Annotated in this window: 21 protein-coding genes and 1 pseudogene; 9 read left to right on the top strand and 13 right to left on the bottom strand. The window is 56.3% G+C overall.

The features are described 5' to 3' along the window. Positions 1-37 precede the first annotated feature (37 nt). Together BMS17_RS23465 and BMS17_RS23470 are read left to right on the top strand one after the other, a co-directional pair. Positions 38-787: a hypothetical protein gene (locus BMS17_RS23465; protein WP_046032447.1), complete on the top strand. Its 750-nt coding sequence runs from the start codon at positions 38-40 to the stop codon at positions 785-787. A gap of 205 nt (positions 788-992) precedes the next feature. Then, positions 993-1,553 carry a hypothetical protein gene (locus tag BMS17_RS23470; protein WP_046032446.1) on the top strand — a complete coding sequence of 187 codons (561 nt, stop codon included), beginning with the start codon at positions 993-995 and terminating at the stop codon, positions 1,551-1,553. A 45-nt stretch (positions 1,554-1,598) separates the two neighbouring features. Here the strand turns inward: BMS17_RS23470 and BMS17_RS23475 are convergent, their stop codons facing one another. The 5 genes from BMS17_RS23475 to BMS17_RS23495 are packed head-to-tail and all read right to left on the bottom strand — an operon-like array spanning position 1,599 to position 6,635. Beyond that, a complete protein-coding gene (locus tag BMS17_RS23475; RefSeq protein WP_046032445.1) occupies positions 1,599-1,916 on the bottom strand; it encodes a cytochrome C oxidase subunit IV family protein in 318 nt (105 codons plus the stop codon). A gap of 13 nt (positions 1,917-1,929) precedes the next feature. After that, positions 1,930-2,643, bottom strand: coding sequence for a heme-copper oxidase subunit III family protein (locus BMS17_RS23480; RefSeq protein WP_077431882.1), 714 nt, complete (start codon positions 2,641-2,643; stop codon positions 1,930-1,932). A gap of 6 nt (positions 2,644-2,649) precedes the next feature. Further along, complete coding sequence (locus tag BMS17_RS23485; RefSeq protein WP_046032443.1) at positions 2,650-3,342, bottom strand: cytochrome c oxidase subunit 3; 693 nt, start codon at positions 3,340-3,342, stop codon at positions 2,650-2,652. Further along, the gene (ctaD, locus tag BMS17_RS23490; RefSeq protein WP_077431883.1) at positions 3,339-5,114 is read right to left on the bottom strand and encodes a cytochrome c oxidase subunit I; all 1,776 of its coding nucleotides are present in this window, start codon (positions 5,112-5,114) and stop codon (positions 3,339-3,341) included. The genes BMS17_RS23485 and ctaD overlap by 4 nt, the downstream gene beginning before the upstream one ends. A 42-nt stretch (positions 5,115-5,156) precedes the next feature. Continuing rightward, the gene (locus tag BMS17_RS23495) at positions 5,157-6,635 is read right to left on the bottom strand and encodes a cytochrome c oxidase subunit II (protein WP_077431884.1); all 1,479 of its coding nucleotides are present in this window, start codon (positions 6,633-6,635) and stop codon (positions 5,157-5,159) included. A gap of 316 nt (positions 6,636-6,951) precedes the next feature. On the opposite strand from BMS17_RS23495, the gene BMS17_RS23500 reads away from it, so the two are divergent. The 3 genes from BMS17_RS23500 (at position 6,952) to BMS17_RS23510 (ending at position 10,179) form a co-directional block, all read left to right on the top strand. Next, a complete protein-coding gene (locus BMS17_RS23500; RefSeq protein ID WP_046032440.1) occupies positions 6,952-7,290 on the top strand; it encodes a hypothetical protein in 339 nt (112 codons plus the stop codon). A gap of 334 nt (positions 7,291-7,624) precedes the next feature. After that, positions 7,625-8,056: a glycine zipper domain-containing protein gene (locus BMS17_RS23505; RefSeq protein WP_046032439.1), complete on the top strand. Its 432-nt coding sequence runs from the start codon at positions 7,625-7,627 to the stop codon at positions 8,054-8,056. Between the two features lie 491 nt (positions 8,057-8,547). Then, the gene (locus tag BMS17_RS23510) at positions 8,548-10,179 is read left to right on the top strand and encodes a multiheme c-type cytochrome (protein WP_046032438.1); all 1,632 of its coding nucleotides are present in this window, start codon (positions 8,548-8,550) and stop codon (positions 10,177-10,179) included. 290 nt (positions 10,180-10,469) lie between these two features. On the opposite strand, the gene BMS17_RS30755 is transcribed toward BMS17_RS23510, so the two are convergent. The 3 genes from BMS17_RS30755 to BMS17_RS23520 all read right to left on the bottom strand — a co-directional run bounded on the left by BMS17_RS30755 (position 10,470) and on the right by BMS17_RS23520 (position 11,876). Further along, positions 10,470-10,850, bottom strand: a complete 381-nt coding sequence (locus BMS17_RS30755; protein ID WP_371916709.1) for a DUF1214 domain-containing protein — start codon at positions 10,848-10,850, stop codon at positions 10,470-10,472. 126 nt (positions 10,851-10,976) lie between these two features. Further along, positions 10,977-11,294, bottom strand: a complete 318-nt coding sequence (locus BMS17_RS30760) for a hypothetical protein (protein ID WP_256577219.1) — start codon at positions 11,292-11,294, stop codon at positions 10,977-10,979. A 156-nt stretch (positions 11,295-11,450) separates the two neighbouring features. Continuing rightward, positions 11,451-11,876, bottom strand: coding sequence for a hypothetical protein (locus BMS17_RS23520; protein ID WP_077431885.1), 426 nt, complete (start codon positions 11,874-11,876; stop codon positions 11,451-11,453). A 168-nt stretch (positions 11,877-12,044) separates the two neighbouring features. Between BMS17_RS23520 and BMS17_RS23525 the strand changes: the two genes are divergently transcribed. After that, positions 12,045-12,719 carry a TetR/AcrR family transcriptional regulator gene (locus tag BMS17_RS23525; protein WP_077431886.1) on the top strand — a complete coding sequence of 225 codons (675 nt, stop codon included), beginning with the start codon at positions 12,045-12,047 and terminating at the stop codon, positions 12,717-12,719. A gap of 351 nt (positions 12,720-13,070) precedes the next feature. After that, positions 13,071-13,769 carry a response regulator transcription factor gene (locus BMS17_RS23530; RefSeq protein ID WP_046032435.1) on the top strand — a complete coding sequence of 233 codons (699 nt, stop codon included), beginning with the start codon at positions 13,071-13,073 and terminating at the stop codon, positions 13,767-13,769. Here the strand turns inward: BMS17_RS23530 and BMS17_RS23535 are convergent, their stop codons facing one another. The 5 genes from BMS17_RS23535 to BMS17_RS30430 form a co-directional block, all read right to left on the bottom strand. Next, the gene (locus tag BMS17_RS23535) at positions 13,770-15,233 is read right to left on the bottom strand and encodes a sensor histidine kinase (protein WP_077431887.1); all 1,464 of its coding nucleotides are present in this window, start codon (positions 15,231-15,233) and stop codon (positions 13,770-13,772) included. A 50-nt stretch (positions 15,234-15,283) separates the two neighbouring features. Then, positions 15,284-15,769: an adenosine-specific kinase gene (locus BMS17_RS23540; RefSeq protein ID WP_046032433.1), complete on the bottom strand. Its 486-nt coding sequence runs from the start codon at positions 15,767-15,769 to the stop codon at positions 15,284-15,286. Between the two features lie 178 nt (positions 15,770-15,947). Continuing rightward, entirely contained in the window at positions 15,948-17,195 is a 1,248-nt protein-coding gene (locus tag BMS17_RS23545; protein WP_046032617.1) for an MFS transporter, read from the bottom strand. Between the two features lie 77 nt (positions 17,196-17,272). Then, a complete protein-coding gene (locus BMS17_RS23550) occupies positions 17,273-17,950 on the bottom strand; it encodes a DUF3313 domain-containing protein (protein WP_046032432.1) in 678 nt (225 codons plus the stop codon). 26 nt (positions 17,951-17,976) lie between these two features. Further along, positions 17,977-18,420, bottom strand: a complete 444-nt coding sequence (locus tag BMS17_RS30430) for a hypothetical protein (RefSeq protein WP_175648994.1) — start codon at positions 18,418-18,420, stop codon at positions 17,977-17,979. A gap of 170 nt (positions 18,421-18,590) precedes the next feature. Between BMS17_RS30430 and BMS17_RS23560 the strand changes: the two are divergent. Further along, positions 18,591-18,821, top strand: a pseudogene (locus BMS17_RS23560) (methyl-accepting chemotaxis protein); the annotation flags it as partial. A 312-nt stretch (positions 18,822-19,133) separates the two neighbouring features. Continuing rightward, the gene (locus tag BMS17_RS23565; protein ID WP_046032430.1) at positions 19,134-20,348 is read left to right on the top strand and encodes an aldose 1-epimerase family protein; all 1,215 of its coding nucleotides are present in this window, start codon (positions 19,134-19,136) and stop codon (positions 20,346-20,348) included. Position 20,349: the final 1 nt, after the last annotated feature.

The following is a 20,349-nucleotide window of genomic DNA, read 5'->3' on the forward strand; positions in this document are numbered from 1 at the left end:
GCGTGTGAACTTCGAAGACGGAACACACGAGGTGAACATGGGCCCCAAGCGCATCCTGCTCGTCGGCTTGCTTGCCTGTCTGGCCATGCCAGTCCTGGCCGATACCTTCACGACCTCAATCGGAACCGACTACTCTCGAGGCGACTACGGTACCGGTACCACTTCTGAAACCTGGTATGTCCCGCTGGTGGGCAAATACGAAACCGGTCCCATGACCTACAAGCTCACGGTGCCCTGGCTGCGCATCACCAATCCTTCGGTCGGCCCTGATGGCGACCCGCTGCCCGGCGGTTGCGGCAAAGTGGAAAGCGGTCTGGGCGACACCGTTGCCGGTGCAAGCTATGCCGCGATTGATGGCAGCGTTGGCGGGTTGTTCGTGGACTTGATCGGCAAGGTCAAGCTACCCACGGCCGACGAAGACAAGTGCCTGGGCACCGGCAAAACCGACTATTCCGCTCAGGTCGATGTCGCCAAAGCCTTCGGTGCTGTGACCGGGTTTGCCACCCTGGGCTGGAAAAAATACGGCGACCCGTCGGACACCAACTTCGACAACCCGATATTCGCCGGCCTGGGCTTTGCGATGCCTGTGTTCGCGCGCACCACGGCGGGCGTGTCCTACGACTGGCGGCAAAAGGTCGTTTCCACGGGCGACCAGATCAAGGAACTCACTCTTTTTCTCACGCACAAGCTCAATCAGAACTGGAAGATTCAGTTGTATGCCGTCAAGGGTTTTTCCGACGCCAGCCCGGATGGCGAGGCTGGACTGTTGTTCAGCCACACCTACTGATTCCCCACGGGTCCAGGCGCAGCGGTGGGCTTAGGCAGCGCCAGTGAGGCTCATCAGATCGTCTGATCCGCATACTGTGGACTGCTATACTTTTTTCAGATTGCATGAAGTGTGCGACGTTCCTCGCGGTACATCGACTGCAAATCTCAGTTAGCGGCTGCCGGACAGAGGAGGTCTACAGCAAACTCGAGATGGGAGGTGTGACATGAATCGGCACTATTACATCAGTGACAATCTCAATGATCTTGAAACTGTTGAAAATGAACTGGAAGCCAGCGGCATTAATTCCGAACAAATTCATGTGCTCAGTGAAGAAGTTGCTGAAGTTGAAGAGCATCACCTCCACGAAGTTAATTCGTTAATGAAACAAGATACGGTTCACTCTGGAGAGATTGGTGCGGTGGTCGGAGTGCCTCTCGCGCTGCTGATCCTGGGTGGCGCCTATTGGATGGGGTGGACCGAATCCGCCGCCGGCTGGGTGCCGTTTATCTTCCTTGCCATTGTTGTATTTGGCTTTTGCATCTGGGAAGGCGGATTGTTTGGTATCCAGGTGCCGAACGCTCACTTCCGCAGCTTTAAACAGATAGTCGAGGAGGGCAAACATGTCTTCTTCGTTGATGTCGAACCGCATCAGGAATCGGTTCTGGACCGGGTAATCGAGCATCATCCAACGCTGATGGTCGCCGGCATGGGAGCGGCAGCCCCCCACTGGACAGTGGCCTGGCAGCACAAATGGCATCAGTTCAAGCGAGTAATATCGGGTTAGCTCCCGCAGACTCCGGGCCATCCGAAAGCTATTTCCGAAAGCCATTTATTGGCCGAAGGAAATGACCCGGCTGAGGAAAACATAGTCTGCCTCGCTGGCCATCAGCCCGACGAGCACCAGTAAACACAACGGTGGCACCAATATCGCGTAGACCATGGCCAGCCGCTCCCAAGCCATATGCATGAAGATGGAGACAATTAAACCCGCCTTCAACAACATGAACGTGATAATCAGGGACCACCGAAGGTAACCATGGAAGTGGAAATAGTCGACAAGGTACGACAGCGTGCTGAGGACGAATAACAGCCCCCAGATCTTAAGGTACAAACTGATTGGATGTTGCTGACCCTGAGCATGTGCCATCACCCGTGCTCCTCTACCATAAATAGAAGAAAGCAAAAATAAATACCCACACCAAATCCACGAAGTGCCAGTAAAGCCCGGCTATCTCGACATTCTGATAGTTTCCGGAGCGCTCATAATCTCCCCGAAATACTTTCAGCGCGACAATGCTGAGGTAGATGGCGCCGATCGATACATGCAGTCCGTGAAAACCGGTAATCATGAAAAAGCTGGCACCAAATTGCGCCGCCCCCATTGGATTCCCCCACGGACGCACGCCTTCTGCGATGAGCTTGCTCCATTCAAATGCCTGCATGCCGACGAACGTCACACCCAAGGCTGCAGTCGTCAGCATCAGGGCCGTGGTTTTCGCGCGATCACGGCGATAGGCGAAGTTAACGGCCATAGCCATGGTGCCGCTGCTACTGATCAGTACAAAGGTCATGATGGCGATCAGAATAAGCGGGATTTCTCTACCGCCGATCGTCAATGCGAACACTTCACTGGGGTTCGGCCAGGCGGTGGTGATGGTCATGCGTACCGACATGTAGCCGGTCAGGAAACAGGTGAATATAAACGTATCGCTGAGCAGGAATATCCACATCATCGCCTTGCCCCAGGGCACCTGCTTAAAGGCCTCTCTATCCGAGGACCAGTCGCTGGCGATGCTCTGCCATCCCGGTGCAGGCGGCAAGCCTGGTGGATTGGAAGAACTGGATTCGACTGGGGCTTGTGGGTGCGATGCCATGGCTTTTCACCTCAGGCCGCAGAATCTGGCGATGGCGTCATAGGTTTGAGGCGTGCTGGCCAGCAGTGCGAATAGCACGAACCAAAGACCCAGTAAGTAATGCCAATAGATGGCACAGAGTTCTACGCTGGCGCTCAGTTGCGCCAATGGCACATGACGCAGGAATTTAGCGACGATCCAGCACCAGGCGATCAGCCCGCCCAGCAGGTGGAGCCCATGCAGGCCGGTCAACAGGTAGAAGAAACTGTTTGCCGGGTTGCTGGCGACAAAGTAGCCCCAGGCGACAAACTGTTGCCAGACCCAGAGTTGCCCGGCCAGAAAGGCCATTGCAAAGACGCCCCCCAATGTAAAACCAATGACAGTAGCGTTCAGTCGAGCCTGTCGGGCGGTCATGCGTGACCACTGCAGTGCGATGCAACTCAACACCAGAAAAGCCGAATTCAGCCAGAGTGGACGGAGATTGCCTAACGGCGCCAAAGGCTCTGTCAGGGGGAGCCAGTCGGCCATTTGCGAACGGGCAATAAAGGCGATCAGGAAGAGAAAGAATAACGAACTCACCACCACCATAAACAAGCGCAGGCCGACTCTTGCGGTTTGCCTTCTGTCGGCGCCCTCGGTGGCGTGAATACCCTCAGGGCCGCGACGCCAACTGCCGCCGGGGTCAGAGCGGTCGGCGTTTCTCAATAGCAGCCTGTTCATGTCTTGGCGTCCGCTATTTTAGTTCCGGCACCGAGTTGTCGCATGTGCTCCAGCTCCTCGGCGGAAACCGTTTGCGGAACGAAGTCCTGCTCTATCCCCGGCACACTGTAGTCATAGGCCCAGCGATGCACGACCGGCAACTTCTCTCCCCAGTTACCGTGTTTCGGCGGGGTGTCCGGCGTTTGCCATTCCAGGCTGGCCGCGCCCCAGGGATTACTGCCTGCGGGCTTACCCTTGAACACACTCCAGGCCATATTGAACAAGAACAGCAGCTGGGAAACCCCGACAGTCAATGCGACCACCGTAATGAAGGCATTCAATTCTTGCGCCGACTGCGGGATGAACGCGTAGTTTTCATAGGCGTAGTAGCGACGTGGCATGCCCTGGAAACCCAGGTAGTGCATGGGGAAGAAGATGGCGTAGGTGCCCAGAAAGGTAATCCAGAAATGCAGCTTGCCCAGGGTGTCGTTCCACATGCGCCCAGTGACTTTCGGGAACCAGTGATAAATGCCGCCGAACACCACCAGAACCGGCGCGACCCCCATGACCATATGAAAATGGGCTACGACGAAATAGGTGTCCGAGAGCGGTATATCCACGATCACATTGCCCAGAAACAACCCGGTCAGACCGCCGACCAGGAAGGTGACGATAAAGGCCAGGGCAAACAGCATCGGCACGGTCAGGTGAATGTCGCCCCGCCACAGGGTCAGCACCCAGTTGTAGACTTTCAGCGCGGTCGGCACCGCGATAATCAAGGTGCTGATGGCGAAAAAAAAGCCAAAGTACGGGTTCATTCCGCTGACATACATATGGTGCGCCCAGACCACAAAACTGAGCACGCCAATTGCAATAATGGCCCACACCATCATTCGGTAACCGAAGATGTTTTTACGCGCATGCGCGCTGATCAAGTCGGAGACCAGGCCAAATGCCGGGAGAGCAACGATGTAGACCTCCGGGTGGCCGAAGAACCAGAACAGGTGCTGGAATAATATCGGGCTGCCACCTTGGTGATTGAGCTGCTGCCCCAGAGAGATCATCGCCGGCATAAAGAAGCTGGTGCCCAACAGCTTGTCAAACAGCATCATGACCGCACTGACAAACAATGCCGGGAAGGCCAGCAAGGCCATGATCGAGGCCATGAAGATGCCCCATACCGAGAGTGGCATGCGGAACAATGTCATACCGTGCGTGCGCGCCTGCAACACCGTGGTGACGTAGTTCAACCCGCCCATGGTGGCCGCGACAATAAAAATAGCCAGTGAGATGAACATCAGGACAATGCCCCACTCGACCCCCGGTGTCCCCTGGCTAATGGACTGTGGCGGATAGAGCGTCCAGCCCGAACCAGTGGGGCCGCCAGGGACAAAAAAACTGCTGAGCAACACCAGTACCGCCACCAGGTAAAACCAGTAGCTGAGCATATTGACGTAGGGGAAGACCATGTCGCGGGCGCCCACCATCAGCGGGATCAGATAGTTGCCGAAGCCACCCAGAAACAAGGCCGTCAGCAAGTAGATAACCATGATCATGCCGTGCATGGTCATCGCCTGATAGTAAGTACTGGCGTCCATGAACGACAAACTACCGGGGAAGCCTATCTGCATGCGCATCAAGTCGGACAACACCAAAGCGATAAGACCCACGAACAGAGCCGTCAAGGAGTATTGAATGGCTATGACCTTGTGGTCCTGACTCCATATGTATTTGGTCAGGAAACTTTTGGGTTCGTGCAGTACTTCTGTTTCGGCATGCTCCGCATAGGCCATCACGTCATCCTCCTGCTGAAGTTTCAGTGTGTTTCTGGTTCCTTACGGCTGCTTTCCTGGCTCCGCTTTGCTCGTATCAGTTTCGGTGTTCGCTTTGGATTTGATAAAGGCGATCAGTGCGTTCAAGTCCTTATCACTCGGAGCAAAGGGTGGCATGACGGCTGCAAAGCCCTTGACGATTTTGGCGTTGGGATGAAGAACCGACTCTTTTAGATAGCCCTCATCGACCTTTACGCTCGTATCGTCGGCAAGGGTTTCTGTCTTGCCATACAGGCCCAGCCAGCTGGGGCCGATGCCTTTATTGCCATCAACACTGTGGCAGGCCAGGCAGCCAAGCGACCCGGCCAGCCGCTGTCCCTGCGCCGCCAGGTCTTCACCTGGGGCCGATGCTTCGCCGGTCGAAGGTTCATCGTCTTGCCGCGCAGTACCCAGTGATTTGATCAGGGCGATGACAGCACCCTGTTCATCGTCATTGAGAGTATAGGCCACCATCACCGGCGGGTAGCCCTGTACCAGTCGGGCCTTCGGATCGAGAATCGACTCTTTAAGGTAGGCCTCGTCGACTTGCACACGGGTGCCATCGGCGAGTTGTTCAGTGCGGCCGTACAGCCCCTTCCATCCCGGGCCGAGACTGGCGGTACCATCCTGGCTATGGCAGGCCTTGCAGCCATGTTGTTCGACCAACTGGCGGCCTTTTTCCAGCACGCTGTCCCGACTCGGCTTGGCAGCGGTCGTTAATGTCTGCGCAAAAGTCGGTTGGCCTTTTAGCCATTGATCGAAGACGTCCTGTTCTACCACGATCATATGACCGCGCATGTTGTAATGCCCTACGCCACAATACTCAGCGCAAAGGACTTCATAGTTCCCGGTTTTAGTTGGCGTAAACCAAAAGTACGACACCATGCCGGGCACCATGTCCATCTTGCTGCGAATTTGCGGCACATAGAAATCGTGCAGCACATCTTTTGAGCGCAGTAAAACTTTCACCGGCCGATCGAGCGGAAGACGAACTTCATTATTCATTACAAGCACATCGTCCTGCCCGGCAGGATCCTTGGGGTCAAGGCCAAAGGGATTGGCGGAATCAATAAACCTGACATCCGATTTGCCCAACTTTGCGTCTTGACCGGGAAAACGAAAGGCCCACTGCCACTGCTGGGCGACCACTTCAAGTTCGTAGGCATCTTTCGGCACCCGGATGAAATCGTTGTAAACAACCAGACCTGGCGCCAACATCGCGGCAATACCTACGGAAGTAACGATGATTAACCATAATTCCAGTTTTTTACTTTCTGGCTGGTAGGCCGCCCTGACACCGTCCTTGTGACGATAGCGCATCACCGCTACAGCCATGAATACCGTGATGGCAATGAAAAATATCCCGCAAATAATCAGGGTGATGAACAGGGTGGTGTCTATGGAGCCCCAGTTGGAAGCGGCCGGTGTCGCCTGCCAGGGCGCTAGTATGTCGAATAGCACTGACGCAATAACGATTAGTATCAGGACAATTGCTATTGCCATTTCCTCTTCATCCTATTCCTGTTGTTCATTGGTTATGCAAAAGCATCGCCACTGACATCCAAGCAGGGCAGACAACTACCACCCGTCCGGGTGGCAAAGTCAGTAAGAAGTATAGAACCATCGGGTTGTACCGTGAGGCTGGCAAGCGAGGCCCGGCGACCAGCTATACTGAATTTCTGATGACGGACGGCAGGGTTCGGCCAGAAGCGGCGCCAAAAAGACGAACTCTGCCCTTGTCCAGTTATCCAACGTAAGTGATGGCATTGAGCAGGGACGATAGCGACAGAGTCCAGCAATCCACATGGGAGGTTTCGTCATGAGTGCCCTGACGATCGAAGGCTGGTGCAAAACCAGCGACGCCCAAAAGTCCACCCCGATGGGGGAAGTCCATTTCTACGTCGACGGACCTCTCCATCTCCGTCTGGAAGAGGCCGAAGAGCGCTTGCAGAAGACCCAAGAGCCTGAAGCCATGGTCGATGTCGATATGGACTCGATGGAGTTGATCATGCCAAAGGGATACGCCCCCTTGTCCGACTGTCAAATGCGCGTCTATTTGCACGACGAACGCGGCCAGTTCCACCTGGTCGGACACCGCGCCAGTGATGGCAGCTTGATCTATACCAACGCGGTGTTGATTGATCAGCTGCTTGAGTAGTGGCTACGTGATTCTCGGCGTCGGTCTTTCTCTTCGGGGGGAGGGCGGTGCCGAGTGTGACCGTATAGACCTTCAGTCGTAAGGAATACAACCGGGTGGCACATGATCCGAGTCGAGCCGATTGTCGACTCGCGCAAAGACGTGCGCTCATCCCCGGCGCGCTATCGACCCCCCCGGTTTAGCGGGGTCGCCCACAGGTCATAATTGATCGATAAGCGGTTGTACTACTCACCGATTGATTGATCCACGTTACTGCGCGGCCGAATAAGTATTGACCTGACTGTTTCGTACCAACAGACTTTTCTACTCTTGTGTATTTTTTAAGGTCTGTCTGATGCGTAAATCATTCTCCATCGTTGCAATTAGCCTTCTTGTATCGCAGTACTCCCTCGCCGGCGAAACGACCAATACCGCTATCGGTGGCGGTGTCGGCGGCGCCCTTGGAAGCGTGGTCGGTCAAGCCATGGGAGGTAGCACGGGCGCCGCGATCGGAGCCGGGGTCGGTGGCGCGGCTGGGGGCGCAATGACGGCGAAGAGCGGCAAGAAGACTGAATCAGCTATTGGTGGGGGGCTCGGGGCAGCGGGTGGCCAGGTGATTGGCAACAGCGTCGGTGGCTCAACCGGTGGCCTGATCGGCGCTGGACTGGGCGGTGCTGCAGGGGGGGCTGTCGGCAACAATATGGCCGATGACAACGACCACCACAGTTCTGACTACAAGCATAAGAATAAATATAAGGATAAACATAAACACAAGCATGGCGATTGATCGCGGGTGCAGAGTCAGAACTAGTGGAAACTTTGTTTCAACCAGGGGGGCGGGCATAACCTTCCCCCTAGGGGCGACTTTTAGGCCGTGGAGTGGTGGTCTTCAACGAATCGGGCTGTAATCACGGGGAATTTGCGTAAAACGCGGCATGTCCATGTACGCGACGCAACCCCCGGTTTCGGCGTGAGTCCCCCCCCACTAATGAGCGCCATTCCCCGGCAGCATTCGCGTCTCCATCAACACACTATTTCAGCCTGTGGCCAATGTGTGCGGGGCGTTCAGTTCATCGCACATGTTTGCCGCAGTGCTGGCAAAGTAATTGCTATGTCAGCTTATACCATCCACCAAAGGCGCAGAGTCGGGAAGCTTTGGAGCTGAAAGCACCCCCGTTGAGTGATTACATATAACCATCGGTTTGCGTCATAAAATTCCCCTGGCTACTCAATAGAAGTGCCGCAGTCATCCTCTGCAACCGTCTAGGGGGAATTCTTATGAATCACTCTAAACGTACGTGTACACCGGCAGCGTTGCACTGGTTATCGGCCTTGATGGTTCTATGGGTAATGTGCGCGGGCTCTTGCACGGCCTCGTTCAATGTGCCGGCTGGCGTCAAGCTGGCCCTTGTCGGCTTGAGTATTTCGCTCACGATATTGTTCATACTGTTTTTCCTGGTGATCAAACCTTTCGTTCGCCGTTTTTTGTGCTTTCTGGCTTGCCTGCTTACGGTCACTCTGGTCGTGGCCGATGAACCTCAGGGCAATGACACTCAAGCCAATGAGAAGTGGCTGGAGCCGGAACGCTCCAAGCTCATGCATGTGAATGGTGGGATGCCGTTCTTTCCGCACCGGGCCAATACCACTGGCAACCTGGTTTTGAATGTTAAGGACTTCGACAATGCCCAGGTATGTGGCGCTTGCCATACGGAGATTTACAAGCAGTGGCGCTCCTCGATGATGTCCCAAGCCTGGGATGAGCCCATCTATCGAGCCTTGCTCAAGCGTGCGAGTTCGGCCACCGACGGGAAGGTCGATAACTTCTGCACCGGCTGCCATACCCCGATTGGTCTCACGACCGGTCAGATCACTTCGGAAATCAACCGCTCATCGATTGAAGACAGCACCCAACATCATCCAATGCCTGGGGTCGATTGCGAGACCTGTCACAACATCAGTGCCCGCACGGGCCTCGATAACGGCGCTTATGTCTTGAGCCCTCGAGCGCACGGTAAACCCACCAAGTTCGGCCCGCGTAAAGATGCCGTTTCGCCTTATCACGACACCGTGTATTCCGCTCTGCACACGCGCTCGGACTTTTGCGGCACTTGTCACAACGTCACGCACCCGTTCAGCAGTGTGGCGGTCGAGCGAACCTATGACGAATGGCAGGAGAGTGCCTACAGCCTTAACGATGTAACCTGCCAGAGTTGCCATATGCAGGGTTTTGCGGGTAAGGCCGCGATCATGGGGCCGGACCGCGAGCAAGTCGCCTCGCATTGGTTCAGCGGAGCCAACGCCATGATGCTCAAGCACCTCGGTCAGGACGAGGGTGCGCAACGCGCGCGCGACATGCTCGTGCGTGCGGCGCAAATACAATTCCAGCAACTGCCGGCAACTGTCATTCCCGGGCAATACACCTCGGTTGCGGTCAAAGTTGCGAATGTCGGCGCAGGGCACAAACTACCGACCGGCTTTCCAGAGGGACGGGAGATGTGGATTGATTTCCGGGTACTGGATGCCAGTGGTCGCGAGCTCTATCGGCTGGGTTCGATCAAGGACGGCAAGACCGAGGACAACACCCGAAACTTCAAAGTGCACATTGGCGACAAGGACGGCAATCCGTTGGACGTCGAGGTCTGGAATGCCACGCAAATACTCTCGGACAATCGCATTCTGCCCAAGGGCTACGATATCGGGACGTTCTCCTTCCTGGTGCCGGCCGACGCAGTGGGGCCGCTCACATTGTCTGCCGAACTGAACTACTGGCCGTTTTCGCAGAAGCTGGCCGACTACCTGCTCGGCAAGGATCAGTTGCAGGTGGAAATTACCCAGATGGCCAAGGTCACGCAGAGCGTTCCTCTGTCGACCAGCCTGCCAGTCGCCAAGGCGGACACTGCGCACTTTTAGCTGCGCAGTGTCGAGGTCCAGCGGGGGCTGATCTCTATATACGCCTTGCCGAAGGAGAGGGACGTTAGAGGAGGGCTCGTTGCACAGCCAACACCCTTCACCTGGCGTTTTGGATCTACTGCACCGAAAGCCTGGCGTGCTTCTGGCTCTGGCGATCCGTTTCAAGCGCGACTCAACGCCGCCTCCGTTGCAGCAATGTCTGCCAGGCTCAAAAAAGTCTGAGGATCATTCGGCCGATTGCTGCCTGTGACAAAGGACAGCAATCGACGCATGGCAAACGGTCGCGGACGTTATGAAGCCTTGACGATCTGCGGCGGGCTCCACGCTCCTTTGCCAGGCGGCAAGATGGAAGGCGCCTGCGTCTTCGGCCAATAGAGACGCATCACCAGGTAGATCCGATCATTCGGTGCGGGCAGCCAGTTGCTTTCCTTGTCCGCGCCGGGTGAGTTTTTCTGCAGGTAGAGCGTTAGTGAGCCGTCCGCATTCTTCTTCATACCGGGCAACATTGGTGAGTTGATGAGGTAGCGATTGATCGGGTTTTCGATCAGCAATTGCGACTTGCCGTCGTACATTGTCACTGACCAGAAGGCATTAACCGGTGGAAGTTGTCCGGCAGCAAAGGTGATCGTGTAGTTGTGCTTGCTGCCATCGAGCGGTTCGACATTTGGCAAGGTATTGGCCAGCGGGTACGTGGCCTCATCGGCATCGTTGGCGTATATGCCTGCTTGCGCAACAGCAGCACGCTTGAGCCAGTCGCCATTGTAGAAGGCGTTGTCGCCGCCGGCACCGACAATGTTTCAGCCATTAATCCTGGTGCCCAGATTTTTAATCCCTTCCTCAACCTTTGCATGCCCAGCCTGCAGGCCTTGAACCACCGCGGTTTTCTGTTCGGCGGACAGGTTCTGGAAGTTGAAGTCCTTGCCGACGCCGATTCGGGCAAGTTTCTCGCGGATCGCTACTTCGTCCGGTGTGGCCGGGTCGAACTGCAAGGCAAAGCCCAGATACTTGAAGAAGTCAGTCTTCACCAGGTCTTTATCGATCTTCGGGAAATCAATCGCGGGTGCTGCAGGTGGCGCGGGCTGCTGGAGATAAGCGGAAAGCGGCTGCACCATCACTGTCTGTCGGTATCATCGCCTGCGTCCTACGCTTTGACGTGTTCAAAGAACAGTGAGAAATCACTATGATTCCCGGTCGCAAAGGGCAGCATCCGATCCAGGGAGGACACACCCTGCACCGATACGCTGCCTAAAAACGACTAGAAGTAACCTGCGTCATGACTGACGCGATTCACCGTTCGTACCGCTAAAATTTTCGAATGTTACGCCGATGCGCGAGAACACCTGCCACACGAAGAGCAGCACACTGGAACCGATGAGAATTGATGCGAACGCAATCAATGGCTCGACTGAGGGGAAGCCCTTGATACGCAGTGTCAGTGCGCCGAGCATCACCGGTACGCCAACGTTGTACGTCCAGAACTGTGCGCTAGCGATGCGTCCTTCAGTGATTGACGGGTGCAACGTGCCGAACAGCCCGAACAGTGCCATCGACACCCACCCCAACAGATTGATATGGGCATGTACCGCGAAGAGTGAATGGTCGCCGGAAGCGCCCATCGTCACGCCCAGCGCCACGCCACTGGCAAAGTAGAGGGCCGCGAGCCGAAACCAGGTCCGTGAACGGGGATTGTGATTCATGGCATTCACCTCATGCGCCCTGAGGCGCGCTCAGTTGCTGAAAAAACGATGTGGAATCGTTATGCCCGGCGCGCCGATTGTGCTTCGCAAAGCGCCATTGGCATATCCTGCGTTGCGTGTCTATTATGAGACTCAAGTCTCATTACAAGACGGAGTATCATTTATTCCATGCCGACCTCGAAGTCAAGCCCGCCTGTCCGTGATACTGATACGCAAGGCCGCGCCAACCAGCGGCAACGCACGCGTCAAGCGCTGATCGATGCCGCCATCGCCTTACGCGACGAGGGCCACAACCCGACTGTCGCGCAAGTCGCCGAGCGCGCGATGGTGTCGCGGGCCACGGCGTATCGTTACTTTCCCTCGCCTGAGGCGTTGATCAGCGAGACGGCGGCCGATCGCGACATGACGCCGCTGGAGAACCTCTGGCGGCCGGGAGACGATCCGGTAAAGGGCATCGGCCTGGCGGCGAACGCGTTGAACACACTGCTGCTCAACGACGAGATTGGCCTGCACGTGATGGAGCGCTCGTTCATGACGGTGTGGCTCGAAACGGAACCCCACGAACCCTTGCGGCCGGGGCGACGCATGAGCTACATCGAGCCGATTGTCGACTCGCTGAAAGACGTGCTCTCACCCCGCGCACGCAAGCGACTGAAACAGGCGCTGTCGATCGTGATCGGCACCGAAGCGTTGATCGCCGTGCGCGATATCGGTGGCGCGAGTATCGAAGAATCGCTCGACACCTGCGTTTGGGCCGCTCGAGCGCTCGTCCGCCAGGCGCTGGCGGAGGATGAGCAGGCGCGGCAAAAGCGCAAGGCTGTGTCCGCAAGATTGCGAAAGTGAACCCGCATTTCACTGGGGGCGCACTCGAGTAGCCCGTCGACGCAAGTCCAGACGGGGCCCGGTGCTGCTGCATCGAAGAAGAGCGACGGTTGGTCGAATGAATGATGAATCCGGGTGAATGAGACTGTCTGTTTTTTGATGGGCGTAGCGGCCTTTTAAAACAATGGGTTGGGGTACAGAGGTTCAGAATCCCCACGTCGTGATTGCTTACTGACGATCGAAATTTATCCGACCTAAGTCTGATTTCTTGACGCCAGGAGCCTTGGACACTCGACGGATAACCAGCGGCGTCCCTGGTTCCCTGCTATTAATCAATGAGTGTTCGAGTGCTAATCCTTTCGGGAGCGCGTTATGAGTCCATCCATTCGCATCGGCATTGCCGACGATCATCCTTTGTTGCGTGAGGGCGTTGCCAATACGTTGAAAAGGCGGGCGGATCTTCAGGTCGTGGAGCAGGGCGCCAATGCGGATGAAGCCAGGGATATTGCCGTGAGGGTTCGTCCGGACGTGATGTTGATGGACGTCAATATGCCGGGCGATGTTTTCGCCGCGGTTCGATTCATTGCCACTGAGCTGCCGGAAGTGAAGGTGCTGATGCTGACCGTTTCGGAATCCGAAGATGACGCCTTTTCGGCACTGGAGGCCGGCGCGCGCGGGTATGTGTTGAAAGGAGTCAGTGGACCGGAACTGGTCCTGGCGATCAGGTCGGTTGCCAAGGGCGAGTCATACATCACCCCCGAATTCGCCAATAAACTGCTTAATAACATCAAGAAACACAAAGCGGAAAATCAAACGTTTGATCTCACCCCTCGCGAGGAGGAAGTCATTTGTGAAGTTTCAAAGGGGCTGACCAATAGAGAGGTTGCGTCAAAGCTGTCGATCAGCGAAAAAACCGTCAAGCATCACATGGGCTGCGTGATGCAGAAACTGCACGCCCGAAATCGTGTCGAAGCGGTCACGGCCCTACGGCATTACAGGGAGCACGAAGCTGTCGGGCGGCTTCACATCGACGCAGGGAAAACACAAGCGGATGCCGGGAACGGCTCCTGACTAGATCTTGAACTGTGCATTGACCGACGTACCCGAGGCGCAAGAGTCGATGCTGAACAACCCGCCCAGCGATTCAACGCGATAACGCAAACCGGCGAGCCCCAATCGGGTTCTGCCGGATGTCTCGAGCAGCATGGCGTCCGCCGTCATGCCGGGACCCCTGTCCCTGACGCTGATATTCAATACTTCATCAATGTATTGCGCCTGGATGACCTGACCCTCGCCGTTGGCATGACGGTAAGCGTTGTTGAGGGCTTCTTGCACAAAACGGTACAAACAGAGTTTGAGTGGTAGTGACGCGGCCTTCGGTAGTCGCCCCAGGGCTAACGTGACCTTGGTACCCGTGCGTTGCTCGTGCCGTTGCGCCACCAATTGCAACTCTTCCACCAGGCTCAAATCGTTGATTTCCGGAAGTGCCAGGCCTCGTGATAATTCGCGGACCTCCCGCAATGCGTCGGTGGCGGCGCCACGAATGGTTTCCATCGACTCCTGATCGACCGCGGAGCAGTTTTCGGTCAAGTCGTCGAGCCGGATCAGAATCAAGGTCAATAACTGCGCCGGCCCATCGTGCAGGTCTGCACCAATGCGCCGCAAGGTGAGTTCGTTGACCCGGGAAAACTCCTGGGTCGCCGTCGCCATCTTGCGCTGGAGTTCGACATTACTGACGTGTAAACGGGTTTGCTCCTGCAGCCGTAAGTGCAGTGCCACTTGTTGGCGCTGGATAATCTTGTCACCGCGTCGCACGATGAAGAAAAGCAGCGTCAGCATTGCCAGCGTCGCGGCACCGACAACCTCCCATACCTGCTGTCGGACACGATTGATCTCGCGCTTGAGGCTCTCGGCCTTTTCATAAAACTCGCCCACCGCGATGACTTTCCTGGAGTTTGAATCCCGCAGAGGCGCGTAGATCTCATAGAGCGGCAGGTTGAGCTTGCGTTCGAACTCGTTCTCCTGCTGGCTCAGCTCTTCAAGGTCGGTGACCACTTTGCCTTTGAATGCCTCGGTGATCTCATCCACGGGGAATTGGTGGTTGGTGATGGCTTTATTCGTGCTGTAGACAACTGTGCCATCCGCCCGCCAGATCTTGATCGAAACAATGTGCTGTTTTAGCGCACGACTTTGCGTGAGGCGGTCCAGGGCCTGGACACTTTCAGCGGAGAGGTTGTTGTCCCGGCTCATCTCCTGCACATAGGGCTCCAGAAACGTGTCCATGTACTGAGCAGCGGCTTCTGCCGCGCTATGTACCGCGGCACCTTCTATTCGTAGGCTCACCAAATTGCCGACGAAGAACATGGTCAGTCCCAGGATCACCGCAGCGGCAATGACAAACTGGGTCGAGTGACTCAGATTGCGCACCTGGACTCTGATTCGTCTGTGCCAGATAGGGGAGGGGGCGCTCAGCGCCTCAGTCTCCTGCGCGATAAACGTCTCGTTTTTGGATTCGACTTTTGCATCGTTTGCCATCGATTGGGTTCCCTGAACATCCTGATAGGTCGATTGGACAACCCTGCAACTCACTGTTTGTAGCCAATTTGTCGCAACAGATTCTTGCGCCACTGAATGTCTTCATCGCCTTCAATGTCATTGGCACAAAAGCCATCCACTACGCCCAGGATTGCTCGCCCTTGTTCCGTCTCAGCGAGAATCACCTCGGTTGGATTGGCTGTTGCACAAAAGATACGGCAGACCTCTGGAACCATTTTGATGGTGTTTAACACGTTCAGCGGATAGAAACCGTCGCCCAGGAAAATGATGAAGCTATGGCCTGCGGCGATGGCTTTCGCATTCTTCTGTGCAAGTTCAATCATTGGGGTATCGGTGCCAGACCATCGCACCAGGCATTTGCCAGAGGCTTCACAAAAGGCCACGCCAAACTGGATACCTGGTACAGCATTGACCAGCGCTTCGTGGATGTCCTCGACGGACTTGATGAAGTGCGTCTGACCTAAAATGAAGTTCGTCACTTCCGGTTTATCGATTTTCAACGTGATGAGTTGCATCTCAAACCCCTCCATTCACGAAGTCGTTACCAGCGTCTGGCAACACACCAAGCATAGCTACTCATTTGTTATTGCTCCGGCAACCGACGGTTTCTGGCCGTTTGCTACCTGTCGTGAGGGGGGGCAATCGACCAACGTCAGACGGACTTGTCGTCCTGATGGTCGTGACTGGGCGTTGTTATCGAACCTGGACTTTCGATCGGATCACCCACAACCCCAAAAAAGTCAAAACAGCAAAGCCCCCTCCCATCAAGAAGGTCGCTTGGTAGCCTGCCGTATCCCATAGCGCCCCCGCGATGACACTCGCCATCAGCAAGGCCAGTCCGGTCAACAAATTGAACATGCCAAATGCCGTCCCACGCAGTTCAGCCGGCGCGCAATCGGCGATGAGGGCGGCGAATATCCCCTGGGTAAACCCCATGTGCAGCCCCCATAGAACGACGCCGACGACCAGCCCCGCGATACCCGGCACAAACGCTAGCGTCAAATCGGCAGCCATCAGAAATATCAGACCTATGCCGAGCACCGGCACGCGGCTGACACGATCAGACAATGCCCCGGCGGGATAGGCTGACAGCGAGTACGCCACTGCCATCAGGACAAGTACCGCTGGCGCCCACATCGGCGCCAGCCCAACAGCCTGGCCGCGCAGGATCAGAAAGGCCTCGCTGAATCGCGCCAGGGTGAACACCGAAGCGACACCCACCACCCACCAGTAACCGGCGCCCAGTCGGGCCAGTTCCCGCCGACTCAAGGGCGTACGCACCCGTTGCGGCCCTTGCACTTGTCTGGGCTCATGAACGAACAAAAGCAGCACAGCGACGGCGAGGAAGGCCGGGATGACAGCCACCCAGAACACGGTCTGGAAGTGGTTCGCGGTCAGCCACATCAAACCAATCGCCAGCAACGGCCCCAGGAATGCACCAACGGTATCCAGCGTCTGACGCAGGCCGAAAGCCGCCCCGCGTACCGCGGGTGGTGTGATGTCGGCCACTAATGCATCGCGCGGGGCACCGCGAATCCCTTTGCCGATACGGTCGATAAAGCGAGCCCCGGTCAGCCAGTCCAGCGAGCCCGCCAAAGGAAAGATTGGTTTGGACAGCGCCCCCAGTCCATAACCCAGCGCCGCCAGCAGCTTGCGTTTGCCCAATCGATCACTGAGCGCCCCGGAGAATACCTTGGTGATCGAGGCAGTAGCCTCGGCTATTCCCTCGATGAGACCCACCGCCAGGACGGAGGTACCCAGTACTGTCACCATGTAGAGCGGCAACAATGCATGGATCATCTCTGAGGAGATGTCCATCAGCATCGAGACGAAGCCGAGCGCCCAGATGCCACCAGGAAGGGTGCGCCAGACATTGCCGGTTGACGCCTTCTGGATTGGCGCTGTAGTGGAAGTACCGCCCGACTTGTCAGTGGTTTTCATCATGAGCCTCACACTCCTTTAGCCGCGTCGGCAGGATGCCAGAGGAGGGAGAAAAAAAGCTGAAAGGTTTGTAACGGTCAACTGTGGATGAACGTCCAGAGATCAGTGCTCAGTTTGTCGATAGCGGCTTTAAAGTCCTTGGTGGTGATGCGCTGGCTCTCGTTCTCTAGCTGGCTGCCGAATACCTTGCGTACCACTTTGGCCATGGTCTGATTCGTTCTCGCGTCAATGAACTCGGCTTCGAAGTAGATATTCGTGTCTTGATCCCGGTGCCCGGTGGCTGCCTGTGTCGCTCCGACAACGGCTGCGATCGGCATCACTTCATACCACTTCATGCCTTCGTTCGAGGCGCTGACGCCCGTGATCGCCGCACGCAGGATCAGGGGGCGTGAGCCGGCCGGTGCAGCGGCCGCGTTAGATACCCTCCGGTATTTCTGGCCCAGCACGATTTTGGCCTTCCTGGACATGTAGTCCTGCAATTCGACCAGCGTCTGCTGATTGACCTGTTCATTGGGCTTCGGCGCGGGGTAAAACTCCAGCGTTCTGAACGCGATGGTGTCATACGCATTCGGGTTCCAGGACGGGCTCACCCAACGCATTGCCTTCTCACCGGTGGCGGTGGTCACTTCTTCCAGGTTGTTGTAGTTGGACAGGAAGCCGGAGTACTGCTCGCGCTCAGTGACCTGGGAGGTGCAACCGCCAAGTAGCAGGCTGGCCATTGCAACGCCAACAAACAGTTTATGGGCCAGGGTCATAGTGAATTCACTCCTTGGAGCCAGGACTAATTACAGGACTCAGTTACAGCCTTCTCGGTGCGTTTGATTTCCTGCTTGATGTCCGTGGTTATTCGCTGTTCTTTGAGTTGCTGTTCGAGAAAATGCTGACTCCCCAGGTTTTTCAGTTCTGCATCGGTCGCTGCGTCCTTTGCCTCCAATTTTGCGGCGTGTGCGTCTATGACCGCTTCAACCTCCGCGTCATTGTTTGCGGTATCCAGCGCGCTGACCAATTCATCCACCTCAGAACTCTCCGCCTCGGCGTAAGCCTCCATAGACAGCCCCGCAGTCATCGCTCGTGCTCGAGTTTCCAGGGTTTTCATATGCTGCTGTACTGACCTGCACAGGGCCTCCTTTCGCTCGTTCTCGAACGATTTCCACTCCATGAACCTCTGCGTTGTTACACCCATCACCGTGATGATGACGGCGGCCCCAATCAATCCGGCTCTCACGTTTCGCAACCTCAACAAGATTTTGTGAGTGATTACCTTAAATCTACTCGAGAAATTAAAAAGCGTAGCAGGACGGTGCTAAAAATCGCTTCGAGCCGTTTCTGGGCATGCTGACTGATTCGGGCCGTTTTCTGTCTGTCGCGGAGGGTAGTAAACGACCCGAAGCGGACATTCACGAAGGTCTGCTTTCGGCTATCAGAGGCATTACCGTGTTTGCCCTGCGCTCGCTGGACGCTGCCAACCTCGCCACCCGCGAAGAGCATCTGGCGAGCGAGGCGCGGTTACTGGCCGATCAACTGAGCACTTTTCACGGCACGTTGCGTGAAAGTACCCAGCGCCTTAGCGGCCTGTTCGAGAAACGCTTCAGTGCCGGATTGAGCGTGCATCCGGATGAGCCGGTGGGCGGTGACTGCCAAAGAGCTGGAGAAGCTTGCGGCGGATTTGCGGCATGAGGTTGATCGGTTTCGTTGAGTCGTTGCCGAGATTGCCATCGCGAGCAGGCTTGCACACAGTTGATCTCGAATGTTCACAAAACCTGTGCTCACCTTCAAGTCTAAACATACAAGCGAGCCTGCTCGCGATGGCATCGACTCAATTTTTCGATTTGTCCCAAATCTTTCTTGGCATTTGCCGGCGTGGTATCGCTTTTTAAGCTTGCTGAAACGTTTCATCAAGTCTATAAAAATGGCACAACTCCAAGAAAGGCTGCTGCCATGACCCCGCTCAAACTCTTTGTTGCCCTCAGCGCACTGTCCGCTGCCTCCCACGCCATGGCCTGGGATTACGTTTTGCTCGACACCGACAAAGCCGCCCAGAACTGGCAGATCACCAGCCAGCAACTCAGCATAAAAACCGACAAACCCTTCAACGTTACCCTACGCACCTTGCACGGCGGTCGGCAGGAGGGCGTCAGCATCGTCGACATCGATAACGGCACGATGAAACTCTCGGTAGTGCCGACTCGCGGAATGAACGTCTTGCAGGCCTCGGTCGGCAATGTGCGCATGGGCTGGGATTCGCCGGTCAAGGAAGTGGTCAATCCGTCCTTCATCGAACTCAATGGCCGCGGTGGTCTGGGCTGGCTGGAAGGTTTCAATGAGCTGGTCACCCGCTGCGGATACGAATGGGTCGGCCACCCCGGCGTCGACAACGGCGAACTGCTGACCCTGCACGGTCGGGCCGCCAACATTCCTGCGAACAAAGTCACCCTGCACATCGATGAAAAACCACCGTACGCCATCACCCTGCGCGGCGAACTGAAAGAGCAGGCGTTCAAGAAGGTCGACTTCTCCGTCGCGACCGAACTGGTCACCGAACCCGGCAGCGTAGTGTTCACCCTCAACGACACCCTGGCCAACAACGGCGACTATCCGAAGGAATACCAGGCGCTGTATCACAGTAACTTCAGCACCCCGTTCCTGGAGCAGGGCGCTCATTTCGCCGCGCCGGTGAAACAGGTGTCGCCGTTCAACGACAAGGCCAAGGGCGATCTGCCCGACTGGCAGACCTACCGCGCACCGACCAAGGACTACGACGAAACGGTTTACAACGTGGTGCCGTATGCCGATGCAAAGGGCGATACGTTGACCGTGTTGCATAACAAGGCCGGCAGCCTGGGCGTTTCGGTCGGCTTCAACACTCAGACACTGCCCGTGTTTTCCCTGTGGAAAAACACCGATACCCAAGGCCAGGGCTATGTCACGGGGCTGGAGCCAGGGACAAGTTTTTCCTACAACCGCCGTTATCAGCGGCCACTGAACCTGGTACCAACAATTGGGCCGAAGGAACACAAGCAGTTCCGCATCAGCTACAGCTTGTTGGCGGATAAGGCTGCTGTGGATAAGGCCTTGAAGCAGGTGAGCGAGATTCAGGGTGGGCGGGAGACTGAGGTGCGGCAGACGCCGTTGGTTGATCTGACCAAGGGGTGAC

It is taken from the genome of Pseudomonas sp. C9 (assembly GCF_002000165.1).
Taxonomy (GTDB): domain Bacteria; phylum Pseudomonadota; class Gammaproteobacteria; order Pseudomonadales; family Pseudomonadaceae; genus Aquipseudomonas.

What these genes read in the sequence shown, in the direction of transcription:
- BMS17_RS23500 (WP_046032440.1), top strand. Translation starts at nt 6,952, where the DNA reads ATGAGTGCCCTGACGATCGAAGGCTGGTGCAAAACCAGCGACGCCCAA.
- BMS17_RS23480 (WP_077431882.1), bottom strand. Translation starts at nt 2,643, where the DNA reads ATGGCATCGCACCCACAAGCCCCAGTCGAATCCAGTTCTTCCAATCCA.
- BMS17_RS23465 (WP_046032447.1), top strand. Translation starts at nt 38, where the DNA reads ATGGGCCCCAAGCGCATCCTGCTCGTCGGCTTGCTTGCCTGTCTGGCC.
- BMS17_RS23565 (WP_046032430.1), top strand. Translation starts at nt 19,134, where the DNA reads ATGACCCCGCTCAAACTCTTTGTTGCCCTCAGCGCACTGTCCGCTGCC.
- BMS17_RS23510 (WP_046032438.1), top strand. Translation starts at nt 8,548, where the DNA reads ATGAATCACTCTAAACGTACGTGTACACCGGCAGCGTTGCACTGGTTA.
- ctaD (WP_077431883.1), bottom strand. Translation starts at nt 5,114, where the DNA reads ATGGCCTATGCGGAGCATGCCGAAACAGAAGTACTGCACGAACCCAAA.
- BMS17_RS23545 (WP_046032617.1), bottom strand. Translation starts at nt 17,195, where the DNA reads ATGAAAACCACTGACAAGTCGGGCGGTACTTCCACTACAGCGCCAATC.
- BMS17_RS23470 (WP_046032446.1), top strand. Translation starts at nt 993, where the DNA reads ATGAATCGGCACTATTACATCAGTGACAATCTCAATGATCTTGAAACT.
- BMS17_RS23550 (WP_046032432.1), bottom strand. Translation starts at nt 17,950, where the DNA reads ATGACCCTGGCCCATAAACTGTTTGTTGGCGTTGCAATGGCCAGCCTG.
- BMS17_RS23520 (WP_077431885.1), bottom strand. Translation starts at nt 11,876, where the DNA reads ATGAATCACAATCCCCGTTCACGGACCTGGTTTCGGCTCGCGGCCCTC.
- BMS17_RS23505 (WP_046032439.1), top strand. Translation starts at nt 7,625, where the DNA reads ATGCGTAAATCATTCTCCATCGTTGCAATTAGCCTTCTTGTATCGCAG.
- BMS17_RS23485 (WP_046032443.1), bottom strand. Translation starts at nt 3,342, where the DNA reads ATGAACAGGCTGCTATTGAGAAACGCCGACCGCTCTGACCCCGGCGGC.
- BMS17_RS23535 (WP_077431887.1), bottom strand. Translation starts at nt 15,233, where the DNA reads ATGGCAAACGATGCAAAAGTCGAATCCAAAAACGAGACGTTTATCGCG.
- BMS17_RS23495 (WP_077431884.1), bottom strand. Translation starts at nt 6,635, where the DNA reads ATGGCAATAGCAATTGTCCTGATACTAATCGTTATTGCGTCAGTGCTA.
- BMS17_RS23540 (WP_046032433.1), bottom strand. Translation starts at nt 15,769, where the DNA reads ATGCAACTCATCACGTTGAAAATCGATAAACCGGAAGTGACGAACTTC.
- BMS17_RS23530 (WP_046032435.1), top strand. Translation starts at nt 13,071, where the DNA reads ATGAGTCCATCCATTCGCATCGGCATTGCCGACGATCATCCTTTGTTG.
- BMS17_RS23475 (WP_046032445.1), bottom strand. Translation starts at nt 1,916, where the DNA reads ATGGCACATGCTCAGGGTCAGCAACATCCAATCAGTTTGTACCTTAAG.
- BMS17_RS23525 (WP_077431886.1), top strand. Translation starts at nt 12,045, where the DNA reads ATGCCGACCTCGAAGTCAAGCCCGCCTGTCCGTGATACTGATACGCAA.